Annotated in this window: 22 protein-coding genes and 4 tRNA genes; 14 read left to right on the top strand and 12 right to left on the bottom strand. The window is 72.3% G+C overall.

The window, feature by feature from the left end:
- Window positions 1-7: 7 nt before the first annotated feature.
- Complete coding sequence (locus tag MBSD_RS10595; RefSeq protein WP_082306611.1) at window positions 8-718, top strand: TorF family putative porin; 711 nt, start codon at window positions 8-10, stop codon at window positions 716-718.
- A 128-nt stretch (window positions 719-846) separates the two neighbouring features.
- Here the strand turns inward: MBSD_RS10595 and ppk2 are convergent, their stop codons facing one another.
- The 6 genes from ppk2 to hemA all read right to left on the bottom strand — a co-directional run bounded on the left by ppk2 (window position 847) and on the right by hemA (window position 7,255).
- Window positions 847-1,614, bottom strand: coding sequence for a polyphosphate kinase 2 (ppk2, locus tag MBSD_RS10590; RefSeq protein ID WP_062537296.1), 768 nt, complete (start codon window positions 1,612-1,614; stop codon window positions 847-849).
- A gap of 80 nt (window positions 1,615-1,694) precedes the next feature.
- On the bottom strand, window positions 1,695-2,216 hold the full coding sequence (moaB, locus tag MBSD_RS10585) for a molybdenum cofactor biosynthesis protein B (protein ID WP_062537295.1): 522 nt from the start codon (window positions 2,214-2,216) through the stop codon (window positions 1,695-1,697).
- Between the two features lie 75 nt (window positions 2,217-2,291).
- Complete coding sequence (locus MBSD_RS10580; RefSeq protein WP_082306610.1) at window positions 2,292-4,373, bottom strand: O-linked N-acetylglucosamine transferase, SPINDLY family protein; 2,082 nt, start codon at window positions 4,371-4,373, stop codon at window positions 2,292-2,294.
- A gap of 65 nt (window positions 4,374-4,438) precedes the next feature.
- Window positions 4,439-4,885, bottom strand: a complete 447-nt coding sequence (locus MBSD_RS10575) for a GNAT family N-acetyltransferase (protein ID WP_062537294.1) — start codon at window positions 4,883-4,885, stop codon at window positions 4,439-4,441.
- Window positions 4,882-5,964, bottom strand: coding sequence for a peptide chain release factor 1 (prfA, locus tag MBSD_RS10570; RefSeq protein WP_062537293.1), 1,083 nt, complete (start codon window positions 5,962-5,964; stop codon window positions 4,882-4,884). The genes MBSD_RS10575 and prfA overlap by 4 nt, the downstream gene beginning before the upstream one ends.
- Window positions 5,965-5,974: 10 nt before the next feature.
- A complete protein-coding gene (gene hemA / locus MBSD_RS10565; RefSeq protein ID WP_062537292.1) occupies window positions 5,975-7,255 on the bottom strand; it encodes a glutamyl-tRNA reductase in 1,281 nt (426 codons plus the stop codon).
- Window positions 7,256-7,370: 115 nt separating this feature from the next.
- On the opposite strand from hemA, the gene MBSD_RS10560 reads away from it, so the two are divergent.
- The 8 genes from MBSD_RS10560 (at window position 7,371) to ychF (ending at window position 14,442) form a co-directional block, all read left to right on the top strand.
- Window positions 7,371-9,116 (top strand): tetratricopeptide repeat protein, encoded by a 1,746-nt coding sequence (locus tag MBSD_RS10560; RefSeq protein ID WP_237071791.1) that lies wholly within the window; start codon window positions 7,371-7,373, stop codon window positions 9,114-9,116.
- Window positions 9,116-9,727, top strand: a complete 612-nt coding sequence (gene lolB, locus MBSD_RS15785; RefSeq protein WP_062537291.1) for a lipoprotein insertase outer membrane protein LolB — start codon at window positions 9,116-9,118, stop codon at window positions 9,725-9,727. Before MBSD_RS10560 ends, lolB begins: the two co-directional genes overlap by 1 nt.
- Window positions 9,724-10,596 (top strand): 4-(cytidine 5'-diphospho)-2-C-methyl-D-erythritol kinase, encoded by an 873-nt coding sequence (gene ispE, locus MBSD_RS10555; protein WP_237071790.1) that lies wholly within the window; start codon window positions 9,724-9,726, stop codon window positions 10,594-10,596. The genes lolB and ispE overlap by 4 nt, the downstream gene beginning before the upstream one ends.
- Window positions 10,575-10,650, top strand: a tRNA-Gln gene (locus MBSD_RS10550). The genes ispE and MBSD_RS10550 overlap by 22 nt, the downstream gene beginning before the upstream one ends.
- A 200-nt stretch (window positions 10,651-10,850) precedes the next feature.
- Window positions 10,851-11,789 carry a ribose-phosphate diphosphokinase gene (locus MBSD_RS10545; protein ID WP_062537290.1) on the top strand — a complete coding sequence of 313 codons (939 nt, stop codon included), beginning with the start codon at window positions 10,851-10,853 and terminating at the stop codon, window positions 11,787-11,789.
- A 93-nt stretch (window positions 11,790-11,882) separates the two neighbouring features.
- A complete protein-coding gene (locus MBSD_RS10540) occupies window positions 11,883-12,560 on the top strand; it encodes a 50S ribosomal protein L25/general stress protein Ctc (RefSeq protein ID WP_062537289.1) in 678 nt (225 codons plus the stop codon).
- A gap of 69 nt (window positions 12,561-12,629) precedes the next feature.
- Complete coding sequence (pth, locus tag MBSD_RS10535) at window positions 12,630-13,223, top strand: aminoacyl-tRNA hydrolase (RefSeq protein WP_062537288.1); 594 nt, start codon at window positions 12,630-12,632, stop codon at window positions 13,221-13,223.
- A gap of 127 nt (window positions 13,224-13,350) precedes the next feature.
- Window positions 13,351-14,442, top strand: coding sequence for a redox-regulated ATPase YchF (gene ychF, locus MBSD_RS10530; RefSeq protein ID WP_062537287.1), 1,092 nt, complete (start codon window positions 13,351-13,353; stop codon window positions 14,440-14,442).
- On the opposite strand, the gene MBSD_RS15185 is transcribed toward ychF, so the two are convergent.
- Window positions 14,432-14,962 carry a hypothetical protein gene (locus MBSD_RS15185; protein WP_148667866.1) on the bottom strand — a complete coding sequence of 177 codons (531 nt, stop codon included), beginning with the start codon at window positions 14,960-14,962 and terminating at the stop codon, window positions 14,432-14,434. The genes ychF and MBSD_RS15185 overlap by 11 nt on opposite strands.
- Here MBSD_RS15185 and MBSD_RS15180 point away from each other — a divergent pair.
- Window positions 14,949-15,476 (top strand): hypothetical protein, encoded by a 528-nt coding sequence (locus MBSD_RS15180; RefSeq protein ID WP_148667865.1) that lies wholly within the window; start codon window positions 14,949-14,951, stop codon window positions 15,474-15,476. The two genes, MBSD_RS15185 and MBSD_RS15180, sit on opposite strands and share 14 nt — an antisense overlap.
- 24 nt (window positions 15,477-15,500) lie before the next feature.
- Window positions 15,501-15,995 (top strand): acyl-CoA thioesterase, encoded by a 495-nt coding sequence (locus MBSD_RS10520; RefSeq protein WP_062537285.1) that lies wholly within the window; start codon window positions 15,501-15,503, stop codon window positions 15,993-15,995.
- A gap of 11 nt (window positions 15,996-16,006) precedes the next feature.
- On the opposite strand, the gene MBSD_RS10515 is transcribed toward MBSD_RS10520, so the two are convergent.
- The 5 genes from MBSD_RS10515 to MBSD_RS15480 are packed head-to-tail and all read right to left on the bottom strand — an operon-like array spanning window position 16,007 to window position 20,728.
- The gene (locus MBSD_RS10515) at window positions 16,007-16,549 is read right to left on the bottom strand and encodes a Csu type fimbrial protein (RefSeq protein WP_187300641.1); all 543 of its coding nucleotides are present in this window, start codon (window positions 16,547-16,549) and stop codon (window positions 16,007-16,009) included.
- Window positions 16,550-16,589: 40 nt separating this feature from the next.
- Entirely contained in the window at window positions 16,590-17,102 is a 513-nt protein-coding gene (locus MBSD_RS10510) for a Csu type fimbrial protein (RefSeq protein WP_062537283.1), read from the bottom strand.
- A gap of 8 nt (window positions 17,103-17,110) precedes the next feature.
- Entirely contained in the window at window positions 17,111-19,393 is a 2,283-nt protein-coding gene (locus MBSD_RS10505) for a fimbria/pilus outer membrane usher protein (protein ID WP_062537282.1), read from the bottom strand.
- Complete coding sequence (locus tag MBSD_RS10500; protein WP_062537281.1) at window positions 19,366-20,151, bottom strand: fimbrial biogenesis chaperone; 786 nt, start codon at window positions 20,149-20,151, stop codon at window positions 19,366-19,368. The genes MBSD_RS10505 and MBSD_RS10500 overlap by 28 nt, the downstream gene beginning before the upstream one ends.
- Window positions 20,152-20,206: 55 nt before the next feature.
- Complete coding sequence (locus tag MBSD_RS15480; RefSeq protein ID WP_062537280.1) at window positions 20,207-20,728, bottom strand: Csu type fimbrial protein; 522 nt, start codon at window positions 20,726-20,728, stop codon at window positions 20,207-20,209.
- Window positions 20,729-21,180: 452 nt separating this feature from the next.
- On the opposite strand from MBSD_RS15480, the gene MBSD_RS10490 reads away from it, so the two are divergent.
- The 3 genes from MBSD_RS10490 (at window position 21,181) to MBSD_RS10480 (ending at window position 21,460) form a co-directional block, all read left to right on the top strand.
- Window positions 21,181-21,266 (top strand) — tRNA-Tyr (locus tag MBSD_RS10490).
- A gap of 18 nt (window positions 21,267-21,284) precedes the next feature.
- Window positions 21,285-21,358 (top strand) — tRNA-Gly (locus MBSD_RS10485).
- Between the two features lie 26 nt (window positions 21,359-21,384).
- Window positions 21,385-21,460, top strand: a tRNA-Thr gene (locus MBSD_RS10480).
- Window positions 21,461-21,572: the final 112 nt, after the last annotated feature.

Below are 21,572 nucleotides of genomic sequence, written 5' to 3'. Positions count from 1 at the left end.
TTCCCCGGTGTTGCGAAATGCGGTCGTACTCTGCGCGCTGTTCTGCGCCGGCGCTGCCTCTGCCCAGGTGTCGGGCAGCTTCGCGCTGCTGTCCGATTACCGCTACCGCGGCGTCTCGCTGAGTGACGGCGATCCGGCCGCGCAGCTCGCGCTGAACTGGGCCGGCCCCGGCGGCGTGTACGCCGGCACGCTCGCCTCCGGCGTCCGCCTGGCCGGAGACGCCGGCATGCGGGCGCAACTGCAGCTGCTGCCTTATCTCGGCTACGCGCGTCGCCTGCGTCCCGGGCTGAGCTGGGACGTCGGCGCGGACTACGCGGCCTTCACCGGCGACCGCGGCTACGACTACGCCGAAGCCTACGCCGGACTCGCCGGCGAGCGCCTCGGATTGCGCCTGCACTACGCGCATCGCTATTTCGGCGAGGGGCCGCCGGTGCTCTATGTCGAAGGCAACGGCAGCTTGCCGCTGTCGCCGCGGCTGCGCCTGCTCGGCCACCTCGGCGTGCTGCGCCGCAATGGCGGCAACGGCCGCTACGGCGGCGAGGCGCCCAGCCGCTATCGCTACGACGCCAGCGCGGGCGCCGGTCTGACGCTCGGCGCCTACGACCTGCAACTCCGCCGCATCGCCAACCGCGGCGGCGCCTACTACCGCTTCGGCTACCCCGCACGCGCCGTCGCCGTGGACGATGCGTGGACGCTAAGCGTGTCGCGGACGTGGTAGGTCGTGAGCGGCGACCGCGATCCGGCATCCGCATGAGCGATGGAGGGCTTGGTCCGTCGATCCGCGGGAGAAGCCCGTTCAGGTCTTGATTCCCGGCGTTCCCATATCGCTCGGCCTTCCACGTTCGTTCAGTACGCCTCGCGCACCCACAGCGACGCATCCTCGAGCTTCTCGCGCTTCGGCTTGCCCTTCAGCGGCGGCAGCTTCACCGCAGGCTGCGCCGCGCCGTCGTGAGGCACCTGCTCGAGCAGGTGGCGGATCAGGTTCAGGCGGCCGCGCTTCTGGTCGTTGAAGTCGACGACGTGCCACGGCGCCCAGGCGGTGTGGGTGGCTTCGAACATGCGGTCGCGGGCGCGGCCGTAGTCGGCGTATTTCTCGCGCGCGACCAGGTCGATCGGCGACAGCTTCCAGCGCTTGGCGGGATCGGCGGCGCGCTCGGCGAAGCGCTGCTCCTGCTCGGCCTGGTCGACCGCCAGCCAGTACTTCAGCAGCTGGATGCCATCGTCGACCAGCATGCGCTCGAACTTCGGGCATTCGCGCAGGAAGCGCCGGTATTCGGCGTCGCTGCAGTAGCCCATCACGCGCTCGACGCCGGCGCGGTTGTACCAGCTGCGGTCGAACAGCACGAGCTCGCCGGCGGCGGGCAGGTGCGCGACGTAGCGCTGGAAATACCACTGCGTGCGTTCGCGCTCATCGGGTTTCGGCAGCGCGGCGATGCGGTAGCCGCGCGTGTTGAGCTTCTCGGTGATCGCCTTGATCGCGCCGCCCTTGCCGGCGGCGTCGCGGCCCTCGAACACGACCACCAGGCGGCGGCCGTCGCGCACCAGCGCGTTCTGCATCGCCACCAGCTCGCGCTGCAGCCCCTTCAGCACATCCTGGTAATCGTCGCGTTTCATGGCGGCCTCGGCGTAGGGCGGGAGCCGCGCTGCGGCTTCCGCCGGATGCGGTTGCGGCGGCGCGCGCCGTCCCGCCGGCCTCAGCGCTCGCCGAGCCGCGGCATCAGGCCGGCGAGGTTGCACGGCTTGGTGCGCGCGTCGAGCTGCGCCTTCAGCAGCTTGTCCCAGGCGGTGCGGCAGGCCGAGGTCGAGCCGGGCAGGCAGAACACGAAGGTGCCGTTGGCGAGGCCGGCGAACGCGCGCGACTGCATCGTCGAGGTGCCGATCTCCTCGAACGACAGCGCGCGGAACATCTCGCCGAAGCCCGGCATTTCCTTGTCCAGCAACGGGCGGATCGCCTCGGGCGTGGCATCGCGCCCGGTGAAGCCGGTGCCGCCGGTGACGAGGATGCCGTGCGCCTTCGGATCGGCGATCCAGCGCGAGACGATGGCGCGGATCGCGTAGATGTCGTCCCTGACGATCTCGCGGTCGTGCAGCGCGTGGCCGGCTTCGCCCAGCGCGAGCACGAGGAAGTCGCCGGAGGCGTCGGTGTCGGGCGTGCGCGTGTCGGAGACGGTCAGCACGCACAGGTTCAGCGGCACGAAGTCGGCTTGGGCGCTCATGCGCGGCAGCCTAGCGCGTCGCGGACGGGCGCGGAAGCGGGCGGTTTGCCGCGCGGAGGGTGCGGCGGGCGCGGCTCAGCCGAGGTCGGCGGGCGGCAGGCCGGCGCGGCGGCGCTCGGCCATGGCGCGCAGCAGGGTGGCGAAGTCGCGCGCGTAGGCGGCCATGTTGAACAGGCCGCTGGCCGCGCGGCGCTCGGCCAGTTCGGCGCGCAGCGCGGCGCGCGCGGCGGCGTCGCGGCCGAGGCGCACGGCGGTGTCGACGAAGGCCTCGTCGCCGGCGGCGTTCAGGCGATCCAGGCCGAGGTGATGATTGAGGCTGGCGGCGACGCGCGCGGCGAACGTCCCCCCCGGCCGCGTCAGCACCGGGCAGCCGGCCCAGATCGCGTCGGAGGCGGTGGTGTGCGCGTTGTAGGTTTCGGTGTCGAGGAACAGGTCGGCGTGGCGGTACAGCGCGAGATACTCGAGGTGCGGCCGCTTGGCGGCGAACACCAGCCGCGCCGGGTCGACGCCCTGCGCGCGCGCCGCCGCGCGCAGGCGGTCGTCGGCGCCGTCGGCGCCGGACAGCAGCCACAGCGCCGCGTCCGGCACCGCGCGCAGCACCGCGCACATGCGCGCGAAGCTGCGCGGGTTGAGCTTGAAGGCGTTGTTGAAGCAGACGTACACCATGCCGGTGTCCGGCAGGCCGAGCTGCGCGCGCGGCGGCGGCGCGGGCACCGCGCGCGTCGGATCGGACGGCTGGTAGCAGCGTGGCAGGTACGCGACCGCCTCGGAGAAGTGCGGACGCAACGCGTCCGGCAACACGCAGCGGTCGGCGATCGCGTAGTCGATGAAGCCCGCGCCCATCGTGCCCGGATAGGCCAGCCAGTTCACCTGCAGCGGCGCGGGACGCAGCGCGAACACGCCGGGCATGCCGCCGCCGCAGTAGCCGTCGAGGTCGAGCAGGATCTCGATGCCGGCGGCGTGCACGCGCCGCGCCACCTCGAAGGCGGGTAGCGCGGCGACCTCGTGCAGCGCATGCGCGGCGGCGCGCAGGCGCCGGCGCAGCGCGCCGCCGTCGTCGCGGCTGGTGGCGAACAGATGGAACTCGACGCCGGTGTCGCGCAGGTGCTCGAAGAACGCCGCGGTCAGCAGGGCGGTGGCGTGCTCGCCGAAGCCGTTGGCGAGGAAGCCGACGCGCGGCGGCGCGCCGGGCGCGCGGCGCGCGTGCGCGAAACCCAGCCGCGCGCGCTGCGGGGCCGCCGCGCGTTCGACGCCCTGCGACAGCAGGCGCGCGCAGGCGAGCTGCTCGGCGGGCGTGCTGTCTTCGGCGAGGAAGGCGAACGGCGAGACGCCGGGGCGTCCGGCGGCGACGTGGTCGCGCAGGCGCCGCGACAGCGCGTCCAGTCCTTGCCAGTCGCAGCGCGAGCGCTTGACGAAGGCGAGCTGGCCGAGCGCCTGGCCGTGATCGGGATCGATGCGCAGCACTTGCTCGTACGCGGCGGCCGCGCGCGCGAGGTCGCGGCGCTCTTCCGCCATCAGCCCGACCTGGTAGGCGAGCCGCGCATCCTGCGGCGCGCGCGCGCAGCCGGCGGCATAGACGGCCTCGGCTTCCTCGATGCGGCCCTGTGCGGCCAGCGCGTGGCCGAGCAGCAGCGCGGCGTCGGCGCCGGGCGCCAGCATCTGCGCCTGGCGCGCGTGCGCTTCGGCCGCGGCGGCGGCGCCTTCGTCGAGTTCCACGCCGGCCAGGTTCAGCCAGGCCGGCGCGTAGTGCGGCGCGACGCGCGTCACCGCGGCGTAGGCTTCGCGCGCGCCGGCGAGGTCGCCGCGCGCGCGGCGCGCGTTGCCGAGCCCGTTCAGCACCGCCGGATGACCGGGCGCCAGCGCCAGCGCGTGCAGCAGCGCGCGCTCGGCGCCTTCGGCGTCGCCGCAGGCGAGCAGGGCGCTGCCGAGGTTGACGTGCGCCTCGAACGCGTGCGGCGCCAGCGCGATCGCCGACTCGAACGCGCCGCGCGCTTCCGCCGGCCGTTCCAGGCGCAGCAGCGCCGCGCCGTGCAGGCGCGCGGCTTCGGCGGCGGCGGGGAACTGCATGCGCGCGATGCGCGCGGCGTGCTCGGCATCGGCGGCGCGCCCCTGTTCGAGCAGGGCGACGATGCGGTCCAGGCTGGCGGCGAGGTCCATGCGCCTCGGGGCGGTGGCGGCGGAGGCCCGACGCTAGCGCAGGCGGCGCGCGCGCGCCAGCGGGGTCACAGTGCGAGGTGGTAGGTGTACATCGCCTCGTCGCGCTGCCAGCCGTGCGCTTCGTACAGGCGCTGCGCGACCAGGTTGTCGCGCGCCGTTTCGAGCTGCAGGTAGCGCGCGCCGGTGGCGCGGCCGTGCTCGCGCGCGGCGTCCAGCAGGGCGCGGGCGACGCCGCGGCCGCGCGCCGGCGGGGCGACGTAGAGGTCGTTCAGCAGCCAGGCGCGGCCGGTGCGCACGGAACTCCACACCGGGTAGAGCTGGGTGAAGCCGACGGCGCTGCCGCCGTCGCGGGCGAGGAAGATCGCCGATTCGTCGGCCTGCATGCGCGCGCGCAGGAACGCCGCCGCCCGCGCCGGGTCGGCGGGCTGCCCATAGAACTGGCGATAGCCGTCGAACAGCGCGGCGAGATCGTCGAGGTCGGCGAGGGTGGCGCGGGCGATGACGAGGCTCATGCGGTCTCCGTCAGTGCTTGCAGCTGGTCGGCCTGGTGTTCGCGCGCGAGCGCGTCGATCAGTTCGTCGAGATCGCCGTCGACGATCTCCGGCAGGCGGTACAGCGTCAGGTTGATGCGGTGGTCGGTGACGCGCCCTTGCGGGAAGTTGTAGGTGCGGATGCGCTGGCTGCGGTCGCCGGAGCCGACCTGCAGGCGGCGCGACTCGGTTTGCGCGGCGACCTGCTTCGAGCGCTGCTCGTCGAGCAGGCGCGCCTTCAGCAGCGCCATCGCCCGCGCGCGGTTCTTGTGCTGGCTGCGCTCGTCCTGGCACTCGACGACGATGCCGGTCGGCAGGTGGGTGATGCGGATCGCCGATTCGGTCTTGTTGACGTGCTGGCCGCCGGCGCCGGAGGCGCGGAAGGTGTCGATCTTCAGCTCCGACTCCTTCACTTCGACGTCCTCGATCTCGTCGAGTTCCGGCAGGATCGCCACCGTCGCCGCCGAGGTGTGGATGCGGCCCTGCGATTCGGTCGCCGGCACGCGCTGCACGCGGTGCGTGCCGGATTCGAACTTCAGGCGCGAGTAGGCGCCCTTGCCCTCGACGCGCGCGATCACTTCCTTGTAGCCGCCGTGCTCGCCCTCGTGCGCGGAAAGGATCTCGACGCACCAGCGCTTGCGCTCGGCGTAGCGCGCGTACATGCGGAACAGGTCGCCGGCGAACAGCGCCGCCTCGTCGCCGCCGGTGCCGGCGCGCACTTCGAGGTAGAGGTTGGCCTCGTCGCGCGGATCCTTCGGGATCAGCAGCAGTTGCAGTTCGCGTTCGAGTTCGGCGAGGCGCGCCTCCAGGCGGGCGATGTCTTCCTGCGCCAGCTCGCGGAAATCCGGATCTTTCAGCATCTCGCGGCTGTCGGCGAGATTGCGCGCGGCGGCGTCGTGTTCGGCCAGCGCGGCGGCGAGCGGGCCGAGCTGCGCGTACTCGCGCGACAGCGCGCGGAAGCGCGCGCCGTCGGCGTGCACGTCCGGCTGGGCGAGCAGCAGGCCGAGTTCCCGGTGGCGTTCGGCGAGCTGTTCGAGCTTGCGACGGATCGAGGGCGTCATGCGGCGGGCGTCAGGGCGTGGACGTGCCGTCGCCGCCGCCTTCGTCCAGCCCGTACAGGCGCTCGGCCGCGTGCAGCAGGTCGACGTCGCCGGCTTGCGCGGCTTCGCGCAAGCGCGCGCTGGGCGCGTGCAGCAGCTTGTTGGTCAGCGTGTTGGCAAGGAAGGCCAGCGCCTCGTCCGGCGCGCGGCCGTGGGCCAGCATGGCGCGGGCGCGCGCCAGCACTTCGTCGCGCTGCGCCTCGGCGTTGCCGCGCAGCGCCAGCAGCGGATTCTTCACCGTCAGCGCGCGGCGCCAGGCCATGTAGCGCTCGACCTGCAGGTCGATGATCGTTTCCGCCTCGCGCGCGGCCGCCTCGCGCGAGCGGCGGTTCTCGTCGATCACGTGGCGCAGGTCGTCGATGGTGTACAGGAACACGTCGTCCAGTTCGGCGACGCCGGCTTCGATGTCGCGCGGCACGGCGATGTCGACCAGGAACATCGGCCGGTGGCGGCGCTGGCGGATCGCCTGCTCGACGGTGGCGCGGTTCAGCACCGGCTCGCGGCTGGCGGTGGAGGCGATCACGATGTCGGCCTCGGCGAGGTGCTGCGCCAGGTCGGCCAGCGCGACGGCGTAACCGCCGACGCGCGCGGCCAGCGCCTGCGCGTTCTCCAGCGTGCGGTTGGCGACGATCAGGCGGCGCACGTGGCGGTCGACCAGGTGGCGCGCGGCCAGTTCGATCGTCTCGCCGGCGCCGATCAGCAGCACGCAGGCTTCGCCGAGGTCGGTGAACATCTGCTCGGCCAGACGCACCGCCGTGAACGCCACCGACACGGTGTGCGCGCCGATGCGCGTGTCGGTGCGCACGCGCTTGGCGACGGCGAAGGTGTGTTGCAGCAGGCGCTCCATCGGCGCGCGCAGGGTGTGCGCGGCGCGCGCGGACTGGTAGGCGTCCTTGACCTGGCCGAGGATCTGCGGCTCGCCCAGCACCATCGACTCCAGCCCGGTGGCGACGCGGAACATGTGCCGCACCGCCGCGTCCTCCTCGTGGCGATAGAGGAACTCGTCGAGCCGGGCCGCGGTCAAGCGATGGTGGCGGCGCAGCCATTCCAGCGGCGCCTGTTCCGCGCCGGGCGCCACCGAGCAGTACAGCTCGGTGCGGTTGCAGGTGGAGAGGATCAGCGCTTCCTCCACGCCCGGCAGTCCGGCCAGATCGGTCAGCGCCGCCGGCGTGTCCTCGGGCGCGAACGCCACCTGTTCGCGCAGGTCGAGCGGCGCGGTGAGGTGGTTGAGCCCTAGGGCGATCAGCGGCATGGCGCGCGGTGTGGATGCGACAATCGGCTAAGCTTGGCCTGCGCTCGGTGCGCGGCAGGCCAGCGGCGTGGCGCGCGGCGAAAGGCGCGCCGGCATGGGATGACGGAGGCGAATTGTGCGGAGCAGGCGTCGCAATATCAAGCAACTGCGGCAGTTTGCAGCAGGCGCGGCACTGACGCTCGCGGTGCTGGCCGGCTGCGCGCAATTGCCGCGGCGGCCGTCCTCCGCGCAGGCCCCGGCCGCCGCGCAGCCGCTGGCGACGCTGCAGGTGCCGGCCACGCCCGCCGACCGCGATCTCGCCGCGCAATTGATGGCGGGCGAGTTCGCGCTGGCCGGCAACCATCTGAAGGAGGCGGCGCAGGCCTACGCGCGCGCGGCGGCGCTGTCCAGGGATCCGCGCGTGGCCGAGCGCGCGGTCGGCCTGGCGATCGCCGTCAACGACGCCGACCTCGCAAACCGCGGCCTCGCGCGCTGGACCGCGCTGGGCGCCGACGCGGCGGGCCTCGCCCAGGCGCGCGCGCAACTGGCGATCAACCAGGGCAACCGCGAGGAGGCCGAGCGCCAGTTGCGCGCGCTGACCGCCACCGGCCAGGACGGCTGGCGCGCCTTCGGTCGCGTGCTGAACGGCGCGCGCGACACTGCCATGGCCGGCGCGCTGCTCGAGGCCGTGGCCACGCCCGAGCGCCTGTCGCCCAAGGACGAGAACCTGTGGGTGGCGATGAGCGAACTCGGCGAGAAGCTGGGCCGGCACGCCTACGCGCAGCGCATCGCCGACGCCGCGCTGCAGCGCTTCGGCGGCGCCGCCAGCTACGCCTGGGCCGCGCAACTCAAGCTGCAGGCCGGCGACAAGGCCGGCGCCAGGGCGTTGTGGGGCAAGGCGCTGGCGAAGTCGCCCAAGGACGCGCGGCTGCGCCTCGGCTACGCCAGCCTGCTCGGCGAACTGGGCGAGAACGCGGAAGCCGCGCGCGTGCTGGCGGCCGGTCCGCAGGACGCCACCACCTACGCCGCACGCGCCGCCTTCGCCGCGCGCGCCGACGACAAGCCCGCGCTGACGCGCCTGTACGGCGAGCTGAAGAAAGCGCCGCCGGATGTCCGCGACAGCAGCCGCTACCTGCTCGGCCAGATCGCCGAGCTGATCGGCCGCGACGCCGAGGCGCTGAAGTGGTACGAGCAGGTGCCGCCCGACGACGAGCACGCCTTCGACGCCGCCCAGCGCAGCGCCGTGCTGCTGGACAAGGCCGGACGCAGCGACGACGCCCACGCGCTGGCCCGCGAGCTGCAACAGGACTACGCCGGCGATCCGGCCCGCCAGCGCCAGGCCTATGCGCTGGACGCCGAGCTGTACGCGCGCGCCGACGCCAACGACCAGGCCGCGGAGGTGTACACCCGCGCGCTGGCGCTGTTCCCCGACGACACCGACCTGCTGTACGGCCGCGCGCTGGCCTACGCCGAGGGCGGACGCACCGCCGCGGCCGTGCGCGACCTGCGCCGCGTGCTGGAGCTCAAGCCCGGCGACGTCGACGCGATGAACGCGCTCGGCTACACCCTGGCCGACAGCAACCAGCGGCTCGACGAGGCCGAGGCCCTGCTGAAGCAGGCGCTGGCGAAGAAGCCGGACGAGCCCGCGCTGATCGACTCCTGGGGCTGGCTGCAATACCGCCTGGGCCATCTCGACCAGGCCGCGCAGTACCTCGCCAGGGCGTGGGGGGCGCGCAAGGATCCCGAGGTCGGCGCGCACTACGGCGAGGTGCTGTGGATGCGCGGCGAGAAGGGCGCGGCGCGCAAGGTGTTCGACGAGGCGCACAGGCTCGACCCGAAGAACCGCGCGCTGAACGCCACTCTGCAGCGGCTGCGTCCGTGATGCGCGCATCGCTTCGCGCGAGGCGCCTGCCGGCGGCGCTGATCCTGCTGGCGCTGGCCGCCTGCGCGCCGGTGGCGGTGCGCCGCGGCGGCGACGCCGAACTGCTCGCCGCGCAGGCCGCGCGCGAGCGCGCGCTGGCGCCGCTGGATCGCTGGTCGCTGACCGCGCGCATCGTCGTCTCCAACGGCAAGGACGGCGGCAGCGGCACGCTCGAATGGATGCAGGACGGCGCGGAGTACACCTTCGTCGTGCGCGCGCCGGTCACCGGCAAGAGCTTCCGCCTGCAGGGCGGTCCGGACGGCGCCGTGCTGGAAGGCCTGGACACGCAGCCGCTGCGCGACGCCGACGCCGAGCGCCTGCTGGCGCGCGAGCTCGGCTGGCACGTGCCGCTGGCCGAGCTGGCGGCGTGGGTGCGCGGCCTGCGCGCGCAAGGCCCGGCGGAACTCGCCTTCGGCGCCGACGGCCTGCCCAGCACGCTCGAGCAGGACGGCTGGAGGGTGGAGTACCGCGACTGGTACACCGACCGCCAGCCGCCGCTGCCGCAGAAGGTGTTCGCCGAGCGCGCGCCGTACCGCGTGCGCGTGGCGATCGAACGCTGGCAGTTGCCGTGAACGGCTGGAGCGCCTGGCCGGCGCCGGCCAAGCTCAATCTGTTCCTGCGCATCGTCGGCCGGCGCGCCGACGGCTATCACGAACTGCAGACCGTGTTCCGCCTGCTCGACTGGGGCGACACGCTGCGCCTGCGCGTGCGCGCGGACGGCCGCATCGAGCGCCACGACGCGCTGCCCGGCGTGCCCGCCGAGGCCGATCTCTGCCTGCGCGCCGCGCATCTGCTGAAAGAGGTCGCCGGCAGCGCGCGCGGCGCCGACATCGCGCTGGACAAGCGCATCCCGATGGGCGGCGGCCTCGGCGGCGGCAGCTCGGACGCGGCGACGGTGCTGGTGGCGCTGAACGAACTGTGGGGCACCGGCCTCGGCGAGGACGCGCTGGCCGCGCTGGGTCTGCGCCTCGGCGCCGACGTGCCGGTGTTCGTGCGCGGCCGCTCGGCCTGGGCCGAGGGCGTCGGCGAGCGGCTGACCCCGCTCGAACTGCCGCCGCGCGCCTACGTCGTGCTCGACCCCGGCGTGCAGGTGCCCACCGGGCCGCTGTTCCAAGCGCCTGAATTGACACGCAATGCCGCGCCGGCGACAATTTCGCGCTTTCTCTCCGGGGCGGCGACGGAGAACGCCTTCGAGCCGGTCGTGCGCGCGCGCTACCCCCGGGTGGCCGCGGCGCTGGACTGGCTCGGCGGGTTCGGTCCGGCACGGCTTTCCGGCAGCGGCGGCTGCGTCTTTCTCGAGACCGGCACGCGCGCCGAAGCCGAGGCCGTGGCGCGGCGCTGCCCCGCGGAATTCGCGGCCTGGGTGGCCGGCGGCGTGGACGTCTCGCCGCTGATCGCCGCGGTCGCAACGTTTCGCGCTGGGGCGTCGCCAAGCTGGTAAGGCACGGGATTTTGATTCCCGCATTCGCAGGTTCGAGTCCTGCCGCCCCAGCCATCGGTTGTGGTTCGCGGTGAAGCGATGAGCGTTTGCGGCTTCGAGCTACCGCCGCATGCCTCCGCGTCCCGCCATGGCCCGGCGAGGCCGCGGCGGCCCCTCGACGCGAGGGGGCTGATGGAGCGGGCAAGAGCGATTCTGGGCAGGGCGGTTTTGGCGGTCGTCACGACGAGGGGACGCGTGTGAATACGGCGGGTCTGATGCTGTTCACCGGCAATGCGCACCGCAAACTGGCGGAGAACGTCGCGCACCGCCTCGGCATACCGCTGGGCAAGGCCCTGGTCGGGCGCTTCTCCGACGGCGAGGTGCAGGTCGAGATCGAGGAGAACGTGCGCCGGCAGGAAGTGTTCGTGATCCAGCCGACCTGCGCGCCGACCGCCGACAACCTGATGGAGCTGCTGGTGCTGGTGGACGCGCTCAAGCGCGCCTCGGCCGCCACGGTGACCGCGGTGCTGCCGTACTTCGGCTACGCGCGCCAGGACCGCCGTCCGCGCTCGGCGCGCGTGCCGATCACCGCCAAGGTGGCGGCCAACATGATCGGCGCCGCCGGCACCGACCGCGTGCTGACGGTGGACATCCACGCCGACCAGATCCAGGGTTTCTTCGACCTGCCGGTCGACAACGTCTACGCCTCGCCGGTGCTGCTGGCCGACATCTGGCGCACGCAGGGCATGGACAACCTGATCGTGGTCAGCCCCGACGTGGGCGGCGTGGTGCGCGCGCGCGCGATCGCCAAGCGCCTGGACGATGCCGACCTCGCCATCATCGACAAGCGCCGTCCGCGCCCGAACGAGGCGACGGTGATGAACATCATCGGCGAGGTCGCGGGCAAGACCTGCGTGCTGGTCGACGACATCGTCGACACCGCCGGCACGCTGTGCGCGGCGGCCGCGGCGCTGAAGAAGAACGGCGCGCGCAAGGTGGTCGCCTACTGCACCCATCCGGTGCTGTCGGGGCCGGCGATCCAGAACATCAACGGCTCGCAGCTGGACGAACTGGTGGTCACCGACACCATCCCGCTGCGCGCCGAGGCGCAGGGCTGCGCCAAGATCCGCCAGCTCTCGGTGGCCGAGCTGCTGGCGGAGACGATCCGCCGCATCGCCTTCGGCGAATCGGTGAGTTCGCTGTACGTGGATTGAGATACGGGCGTTCGCGCCCCCACAGGCTCCCCTGGTCGCGGGGGAGTCACCCGGCCGCCGCGAGGCGGATCATGCAACAGAGGCTGTACTGAAATGGCTACGACTCACGAAATCACGGCCCAGGGCCGCAAGGACGAGGGGAAAGGTGCGAGCCGCCGCCTGCGTCGCGCGGGCATGGTGCCGGCGGTGGTGTACGGCGGCGGCGCCGCGCCGCAGAGCATCCAGCTCGAGCACAACAGCGTGCTGCTGGCCGCCAAGAACGAGTGGTTCTTCTCCTCGATCCTCGACCTCGCGGTCGACGGCAAGAAGCAGAAGGTGCTGGTGCGCGACCTGCAGAAGCATCCGTACAAGCTGCAGGTGCTGCACATCGACTTCCAGCGCATCAACGAGAACGAGGCGATCCGCCTGCGTGTGCCGCTGCACTTCCTGAACCAGGAGAAGTCGCCGGCGCACAAGACCTCGGGCGTGGTGATCTCGCACAACATGACCGAAGTCGAGGTGTCCTGCCTGCCGAAGGACCTGCCGGAGTACATCGAGGTCGACCTGGCCGACCTGAAGCAGGACGACATCATCCACCTGTCCGAGCTGAAGCTGCCGAAGGGCGTGGAGATTCCGGAACTGAAGCTCGGCAAGGAGCACGATCATCCGGTGGTCACCGCGCACGCGATGAAGGAAGAAGTCGAGGAAGCGCCGGCCGCCGCCGAGGGCGAGGCCGCCGCCGCGGCTGCCGCGGCTCCGGCCGCCGCCCCGGCCAAGGAAGAGAAGAAGTAATCCTGCGCGGGCCGGTGGCGTGCGCCGCGCTCGCGGCGCGCGTCACCGGCTTCGCGTTTGCGGAGCGCTATGGCGGGCATACGGCTGATCGTCGGCCTCGGCAACCCCGGCGCCGAACACCTGCGCACCCGGCACAATGCCGGCTTCTGGTTCGTCGACGCGCTGGCGAGCGGCGAGGACGCGCGCTGGGGACACGAGTCGAAGCTGCACGCCGATACCTGCAAGGTGCGCGTCGGCGGCGAGCCGGTGTGGCTGCTGAAGCCCGCCACCTACATGAACAAGAGCGGCATCGCGGTGGCGTCCGCGCTGCGCTACTACAAGATCGAGCCCGAGGCGTGCCTGGTCGCGCACGACGACCTCGACCTGCCGCCGGGCACTGCGTGCCTCAAGTTCGACGGCGGCCACGGCGGGCAGAACGGCCTGCGCGACATCATGGCCCACCTCGGCCACGGCAGGTTTCACCGCCTGCGCCTCGGCATCGGCCATCCCGGCCACAAGGACCGCGTCACGCCGTGGGTGCTGGGCCGGCCGTCGGCCGCCGACGAGGAGGCGATGCTCGACGCGGTCGCGCGCAGCCTGCACGTGCTGCCGCTTACGGTGGCGGGCGACTTCAACGAGGCGATGAAGCGGTTGCATACGGCGAATACGGGGAGTGGGCAGTAGGGAGTAGAGAGTAGAGAGTGGGGAATGGGGGATCCCGGTTTCGGTTCTCTCGGCCCTGTTCCCGGAACTCCGACTTTCCGTCCCGACCCCGCTTCCTACTTCCTATTTCCCACTTCCAGGTTCATCCATGGGCATCAAATGCGGCATCGTCGGCCTGCCGAACGTCGGCAAGTCGACCCTGTTCAACGCGCTGACCAAGGCGGGCATCGCCGCGGCCAACTTTCCGTTCTGCACGATCGATCCGAATGTCGGCGTGGTGCCGGTGCCGGATCCGCGTCTGGGCGCGCTGGCCGCGATCGTCAAACCTGCGAAGGTGGTGCCGACCGCGGTCGAGTTCGTCGACATCGCCGGCCTGGTCGCCGGCGCGTCCAAGGGCGAGGGCCTCGGCAACAAGTTCCTGGCGCACATCCGCGAGGTGGACGCGATCGCGCACGTAGTGCGCTGCTTCGAGCATCCCGACATCGTGCACGTCGCCGGCAGGATCGACCCGATCGCCGACATCGAGACCATCGACACCGAGCTGGCGCTGGCCGACCTCGAGTCGGTGGAGAAGGCGCTGAACCGCGTCGAGCGCGCGGCCAAGGCCAACGACAAGGAGGCGCTGGCCAAGCGGCCGGTGCTGCAGAAGCTCGCCGCCGCGCTCGATGCGGGCAAGCCGGCGCGTGCCGTCGGCCTCGACGCCGAGGAGAAGGCGCTGGTGCGCGACCTGTTCCTGCTGACGCTGAAGCCGCTGATGTACATCGCCAACGTGCGCGAGGACGGCTTCGCGGACAATCCTCACCTCGACAGGGTGTGCGCGCGCGCCGCGGCGGAAGGCGCCGAGGTGGTGCCTGTGTGCGCGGCGATCGAGGAGGAACTCGCGCAGCTCGACGACGCCGACCGCGACGCCTTCCTGCACGACATGGGCCTTTCGGAGCCGGGCCTGAACCGCGTGATCCGCGCCGCCTACAAGCTGCTCGGCCTGCAGACCTACTTCACCGCCGGCGAGAAGGAAGTGCGCGCGTGGACGGTGAAGAAGGGCGCGACCGCGCCGCAGGCCGCGGGCGTGATCCACACCGACTTCGAGCGCGGCTTCATCCGCGCCGAAACCATCGGCTACGACGACTTCATCAAGTACAAGGGCGAGGCCGGCGCCAGGGAAGCGGGCCGCCTGCGCCTGGAAGGCAAGGACTACGTGGTGCAGGAAGGCGACGTCCTGCACTTCCGCTTCAACGTCTGAACGCGCGCGGCTTGACCCGCCTTCGCGAGCGGCGGGAGACTGCGCCCGGCGCGACAGCGAGGCGGACGATGGCGACCCGGACATCCCAGCGCACGCCGCGGGCCTCCCGGTCCGCGGCCGAACGCAAGGCCGGCGGCGCGGCGAAACGCGCGCGCCGCTTGGCGCCGCCGGCACGCGCTGCGCGCAAGGCCGCACGCACCGCCGCCGGGAAGCCGGCGACCCGGCCCGGCGCGCGCGGCCGTTCGCCCGGCAAGAAGCCGGAGGCGCGAACGGCGGCGAAGCCGAAGCGCGTGCCGGCGAAGACCGCACGCACGGCAAGGAAACCCGCCGCGGCGGTCCGGCGCGCGGGCGCCGTCTCTCGCGCGCGCGGATCCGCCGCGAAACCCGCGTCACCGTCCCGTCGCGCGACCGCGCCGCGCGCGGCGGCCGGAGCGCCGCCGCCCGTTCCGCCGCCGCCGTTCGAACTCGCCGAGACTTCCGCGCAGTTCCCCTGCGGCGACGCCGCCGTGCGCGCCGCCACCGGCCATGGCTGGCAGGAATGGCTGCGCCTGCTCGAAATGGACGGGCTTGCGCTCGCCGCCGGGCGGCCCGCGCACGGCGAGATCCGCGCCGCCGTGCAGCGGCTGATGCCCGCGCTGGACGACTGGTGGACGCAGACGGTGGCGGTGGGTTACGAGCGCGCGCGCGGCCTGCGCGCGATGCACCAGAACAGCCGCGGCGAGTTCCAGGCCACGGCGGCGAAGACCTTCGCCGCGCCGGCGTTCGCCGCGTTCGCGGCCTGGGCGGACGATGCGCTGCGCCGCCGCTGGCTGGATGCGCCCGGTCTCGAGGTGACCAAGGTCAATCCCGGCAAGAACATCCGCGCGCGCTGGCCGGACGGCGCGCTGCTCGACATCCGTTTCACCGACAAGGGGCCGGCGCGCTGCCAGGTGGTCGTCGACACCGTCAAGCTGACCGACGCGGAAGCGATGGCCGCGGCGAAGGCCTACTGGCAATCGCAGTTCGCCCGCCTGGCGGCGTTTCTCGGCGCCTGACGCGCCATCACCAGGGAGATACCGATGCCCGGACATCAGCGCGAGGTCACCTTCCGCTTCCTTGCCCAGCCCACCGACGTCAATTTCGGCGGCAAGGTGCACGGCGGCATGGTGATGAAGTGGATCGACCAGGCCGGCTACGCAGGCGCGGTGGCCTGGAGCGGCGCTTACTGCGTGACGGTGGCGGTCGGCGGCATCCAGTTCGTGCAGCCGATCCTGATCGGCGACCTGGTGACGGTGCGCAGCAAACTGATCCACACCGGCACCTCCAGCATGCACTTCGCGGTGGACGTGCTGGCGCGCGACCTCAAGGCGCAGGACGAGCGCCTCGCCACCAGTTGCGTGATCGTGTTCGTCGCGCTGGACGCCCCCGACGGCAAGCCGACGCCGGTGCCGAGGTGGGAGCCGCGCGACGCCGATGACCGCCGGCTGGCCGATTACGCGCAGCGGCTGATCCGGCTCAGCAAGGCGATGGAGGCGGAGGTCGCCGGATACCGTCAGCCGGCCGTCACGGCGTGATCGAGGGAAGCTCAGAACGTCAGGGTGGCGACCAGATTGTCGGCATAACTGCCCGGCGCGACGTCCTGGGCCGGCGGCAGATTGCCGTACACGGTGATGCTGTGGGCAACGCCCGCGGTCAGGCCGCCGCCTCCACAGGGGTCGCGACGGCTGCCGCGGTAGCACAGCGTCATCGGCAGCGTGCCCGCGCTGCCGTCGCCGAACACGGTGGTGTAGGCGGCGTCGAGGTAAAGGTTGTAGCGCAGCACGTCGCCACCGCCGCGCAGGGTGCGCGCGGCATAGCTGCCGCTGCTGCCGATCGAGAGGCTCAGCGTCGCGGTGAAGCCGTTGCGGCGCTCGCCGCCGGTGCGCGCGCTGCAGGTGACCGTCAACGTGCCGTTGGCGGTGTCGGCGCCGGCCGCCAGCGGGTCGTAGACGCCGAAGCCGAGGCCGGCGGTGGAGAAACTGCATTGCGCGCCGCGCGCCGGCATCGCCAGCAGTGCGCAGGCGATGACCGCCGCGCCGGCGAGGCGCGTACCGCATCGCGCCATGGCGCGGCCGGAGCGGGCGGACATGTCGTTGCGTTCGCGCCGGGCAGGCATGGCCGTTCCCGCCTCAGAACGTCACCGTGACCACGATGTTGTCGGCGTAGCCGCCTGGACTGACGTCCTGGCTGCCGGGCAGGGCGCCGTAGACCGGAATGCTCACCGGCGAGTTCGCCGGGTCGCCGCCGCAGTTGTTGAAGAAACCGGTGAAGCATTTGGCCACGCGCTGCGTGCCGCCGCTGCCGTCGCCGAACACGGTGGTGAGAGCCGGATCGACGTAGAGGTTGTAGCGCAGCGACTCGGCGCCCTGGCGCAGGGTGCGCGCGGCATAACTGCCCGAACTGCCCGTGGACAGGCTTATCTGCGCCTGGATGCCGACGAGCAGGTCGCCGATGCTGGTGTAGCTGCATGCCAACTGCAAGGCGCCGTTGGCGGTGACCGGCGCGGTGCTCGGGTAGCCTGCCAGCGGGTCGTAGACGCCGAAACTCAGCCCGCTGGTGGAGATGCTGCACTGCGCGGCGCGCAGCAGCGGACTGGCGAACAGCGCGCCGAACGCGAGCATCGCCAGGATGGCGTAGCGCAAGGGGCGATTCAGGGAGCGGGTTCGGGCGTGCATGTCACCTCCCCCAGGTTGCGGATCGGCGCCGTCGACGCCGGTACGTCGAGCGCGCAGCGCGCGTAGGCGCCTTCGTGGTGCAGCCGCGCCTCGTAGCGGCCCGCGGCGAGGTCGCCGAAGTAGAAGCTGCCGTCGGCGCCGACCGGCGAGCGCAGTACGGTGCCGTCGACTTCCATCTCCAGGGTACCGTAGCGCACCGCCTGGTCCTGCAGCCGCAGCCGCCCGCGCACCGCCTGCAGCGGATGCACGTCGAAGCGCACCACCGTGCCGCCGAAGCGCGGCACGCTGACGGTTGCGGCAGTGCTGCCGACCGCATACTGCGCCGGCACGTCGGCCTGGTCGAGGCCGATGCGGTTGGCCTGGTAGGGCAGCAGGCCCGGCACCAGCACGTCGCCGCGCTGGTCGGTGCTGCCGACCGTCTGGTTCTCGCGGGTGATGTCGACGCCGGCCATGCCCGGCACCTCGACCAGCGCGTAGCTGCCGTCCAGCGGGCGCCCGGCGAACACGCGTCCGTCCAGCGCCAGCAGGCTGCCGGACACCAGCAGGTCGCCGTCGCTGCGACCGGCGAAGCGGGTGCCGATGGCGGCGACGCGCGCGTAGGCGTTCTGGTAGTCCAGTTCGGCGCGGCCGGTGAGACCGTCCGGACCGTGGCTGGCGTCGAGCGCGTAGCCGTAGCCGGTGTCGCTGGGCAGCGAGCGTTGCGCGGAGACGCCGTAGCTGGTGCCGGCATCGTCGTGCGCGGCGTTGACGCCGATGCTGCCGCGGCCGAGCGGGATCACCAGGTTGGCGAAGGCCTGCGTGTCGGCCGGATCGCGATCGGTGCGCGAGCGGGTCAGCGCCAGCAGCAGCGTCGCGCCGTAGCCGAGACGCAGCGAACCGCTGAGGCCCTCGCTGCGCTGGCGCGTGCCGTCGGCGAAGGCGACGTCGCCGATGCTGGCCTGCAGCGTGAAGCGTTCCAGCGGCGACCAGCTGGCGTTGAAATAGCGCTGGCTGCGCACGCGCGCGAGGGCGAAGTCGTCGCCGAGCCGGCGGTAGTCGCGGCTGTAGAGCTGCACGCCGGCGGCGAAGCCGAAACGGCGGCCGACGTAGTCGTAGGCGTACGCCTGGCCGGCACCCTCCGCGCCGTCGGCGCGGCTGGCGGCGAGCGCCAGGTGCAGATAGCCGACCGGCAGGCGGATGTCGGCCGAGGGGCCGGCGTTGACGAGTTGCCTGCCGGCCTCGATGCGGTAGCCCGCGGTCAGCCAGTCGCTGAGGCCCCAGCGCTGGCGCGCCAGCAGGGCGGGGCGCCCGCTGTCGTAGCGGCCGCTGTCCTGCGAGGGCCGTTCGACGCCGAGCTGGAAGGCGTATTCGCTGAGGCCGGGCGCCAGCGCGGCGGTGGCGCCGTAGAAGCTCTGCTGCAGCTCGCGCGTGCCGCCGAACGGATCGTGCACCACCACGCGCACGTCGTTGCTGCCCGGGCCGAGGCCGAGGTTCGCCAGGCTGAACGGTCCGGCGCCGACCGCCCGCTGGGCGACCAGCACGCCGTTCTGGTAGACGTCGATGGTGCCGGGGGCCTGCAGCACGCCGGAAATGGTCGGCTGCGGGAAGGTGATCAGGTAGGGATCGAGATCGAACGCGCGGCTGACGCCGATGCCGCCGATCAGGGCGGTGCCGCCGAGGCCGTCGCCGGAGAAGGCGAATTGGTCGCCCGCGGTCCAGCGGCGCATGTGGTCGAGATCGTCGTACTCGTAACGGGTCAGGCCGCGGCTCCAGCCGCCGTGCTGCAGCCAGGTGGCCGTGCTGCGCAGCACGGCGACGCCGCGGCTCCAGCCGCCGTCGAGGAACAGGGAGCTGCGACCGGCGCTGCCGATGTCGGCGGCGTAGTTCGCGTAGACGCTCGGCACCGAAGCCGGCGGCAGGCGGCGCGCGGCCGGGTTCACCGCCACCTGCTTGGCGCTCCACGCCTCCGCCGGCAGGGTCAGGTCGAGCCGCGTGCCCGCGGCGTCCATGCTGGCGCGGGCGCCGTGCACCAGCGCGGCGATGTCGACGAAGCGGTGGCCGGCGATCGTCGTTGCCGGGACGTTGCCGGTGGGGATGTCGGCGCGCGCCAGCGCGTCGGCGTCGATCAGGTAGTGGCCGTCGCGCAGCACGACGAAGCTGCTGCCGAGGCAGCGCCCGTTGATGCACAGATCGAGCAGCAGCCGCTGGTCCTGGGCGTGCGCGCGGAGGGCGGCGGCCAGGGCCAGCGCGCTCAGGGCGAGGGCGTGCCGGCGGCGCACGTGCGTTCGTCCGCGACGGGATGTTCGACAGCCGCGTCGCTCTCGGCGAGGCGCAGCCGGACCCGCCGCGCCTGCCGACAGGCCTCGGCGGGCACCGCAAGCTGCAGGGGCAGGGTGCGGTCGGCCAGGACGTAGCCGGCCTCGATGTCCTTGCTGAACAGCGTGCGGCCGTGCGCGTCCAGCAGGGACACGCCGGCGGTCTGCGGGTCGAGGCGGCGGTTGCCCGCATTGGCCAGGGCGAGATGCAGCCGGCCCTGTTCCAGGCGCGCCTCGGCGAGACGCGGCGCGGCTTTGGCGCCCGCGGGTTCGACGAACACCGGCAGGCTGACCCGGGTCAGCACGCGCAAGCGCACCTGGCCTTCGCCGGCATCGTCCTCCCCGGGCAGTTCGTTGATCAGCAACCGGTAGGCCCGTTCGACGTCGGTGACCGGCGTCAGCGTGCCCACGCGCAACTGCGCGCTGCCGTTGACGGGGATCTCGAGCAGCAGCGGCGTGGCGATCAGTTCGTCGGTGGGCTCGGTCTGCCAGGCGCCGGCGGCGTCCATCGTCCAGCGGGTGGTGTCCACCTGCAGGCGCAGCGGCGCGGCGCCGTCGTTGTGCAACGCCAGGATCTCCGCCGGATGCCTGCCGTCCAGTTCCACCCGCAGCGGATTGATCGAGAAATTGGCCGCCGTCGCCGTGCCGGCGCCCGCCGCGCCGAGGCCGAGCGCCGCGGCGGCCGCAGGTCCCATCAGCTTGCGGGCGAGGCGCGAAAACATGGCTGGACTCCAGGGGAGCGCGGCGGCCGGCGGCCGCCGCGCTGCGTGCGGACGGTCAGAACGTGACCGTGACGGACACGGTGTCGGTGTAGCTGCCAGCCGGCACGTCCTGGCCGGCCGCGACGCGGCCATAGGTGGTCAGCGTGATCGGCGAGGCGATGCCCGTCGAGGTGAACGAGGCCTGGTTGGTGGCGTCGCAGCCCCACGGCTGGCTGCGGGCGGCGTCCTTGTAGATGGCATAGCCGAGGCGGTTGCTGCCGCCGTCGGTCATCTGCCGCGACGGCGACGCGCAGGTGGAGCCGGTGGCGGGATTGGCGCCCTGGTTCAGGGTCACCGCGGCATTGGTGTTCTTGGTGCAGCGCACCTGCACGGAGCCGGAGGCGTCCAGGGGCGTGGTGTTGTTGGCGCCGGCGGGGTCGTAGTTGCCGAACCCGATGTTGTTGGCCGCGACCACCTTGCACGAGTTGATCACCGTGGCGGTGACGTTGAAGGTGGCGGAGTCGGTGCCGGCCTGGGCCTGGACGCCGATGCCCGCCAGCGCCAGGCCGGCGGCGATGAGAGCGGTCTTGATCTTCATAGCGGTGTCGAACCCTCTGGTCTGGTTATGTGAAGCCGAAAAAACGCGGTGCGCGGTTGATGCTTGCCTTCGGTCCCCTACTGCGATTCCACCCCGAGACTCCCCCGGAAGTCGCCGAAGGCCGGGTGCGGCACGGAAACCGCGGTGCCGCTGACGAACGAGCGAGGGGCGTGCCAGCACGTGTCCGGCGACACAAACTGGGAAATTTATCACAAATTTGTTTACAGTCCGGCCCGGCCTACAAGGCTTTGTGGCGTCGATCACGTTCGCGAAGGGGGCGGGCCGGGTTGCCGGGACGGGCGGCGCCACGCGGCACCGGGGGAATGCGGGCGAGGGTGCGCGCCGTCCAGTGTCACATCCGGGCGCGGAGCGGCAGGTTGCGCGCCGCCCTCGGGCGCATGGCGCGCTGTTGACATGCATGAACGGTGCCGCGAGAATACCGCTTCTTTGTTGGAGGGATACCCAAGCGGCCAACGGGGGCAGACTGTAAATCTGCTGGCTTACGCCTTCGGTGGTTCGAATCCACCTCCCTCCACCAGCTGCATCTCCGCGTCGGGCGGGAGTAGTTCAATGGTAGAACCTCAGCCTTCCAAGCTGATGGTGCGGGTTCGATTCCCGTCTCCCGCTCCATTGAAGTCCCGGCGGCGCGGAACCGTGCTCATGTAGCTCAGTCGGTAGAGCACTTCCTTGGTAAGGAAGAGGTCGCTGGTTCGATTCCAGTCATGAGCACCACCTCCCACGAGGTCGCCGGAACGCTGCAGTCATCCACCCACCACCTGAGCCTGTCGGGGTTTAGCACGCATGTCCAAGGAAAAGTTCGAGCGTAAGAAGCCGCATGTGAACG

The sequence above is a fragment of the Mizugakiibacter sediminis genome, assembly GCF_000953855.2.
In the GTDB taxonomy this organism is placed as follows: Bacteria; Pseudomonadota; Gammaproteobacteria; order Xanthomonadales; family Rhodanobacteraceae; genus Mizugakiibacter; species Mizugakiibacter sediminis.
Note: the sequence above shows the minus strand (reverse complement) of the source record. Positions and strands in the feature narration are given on the sequence as shown.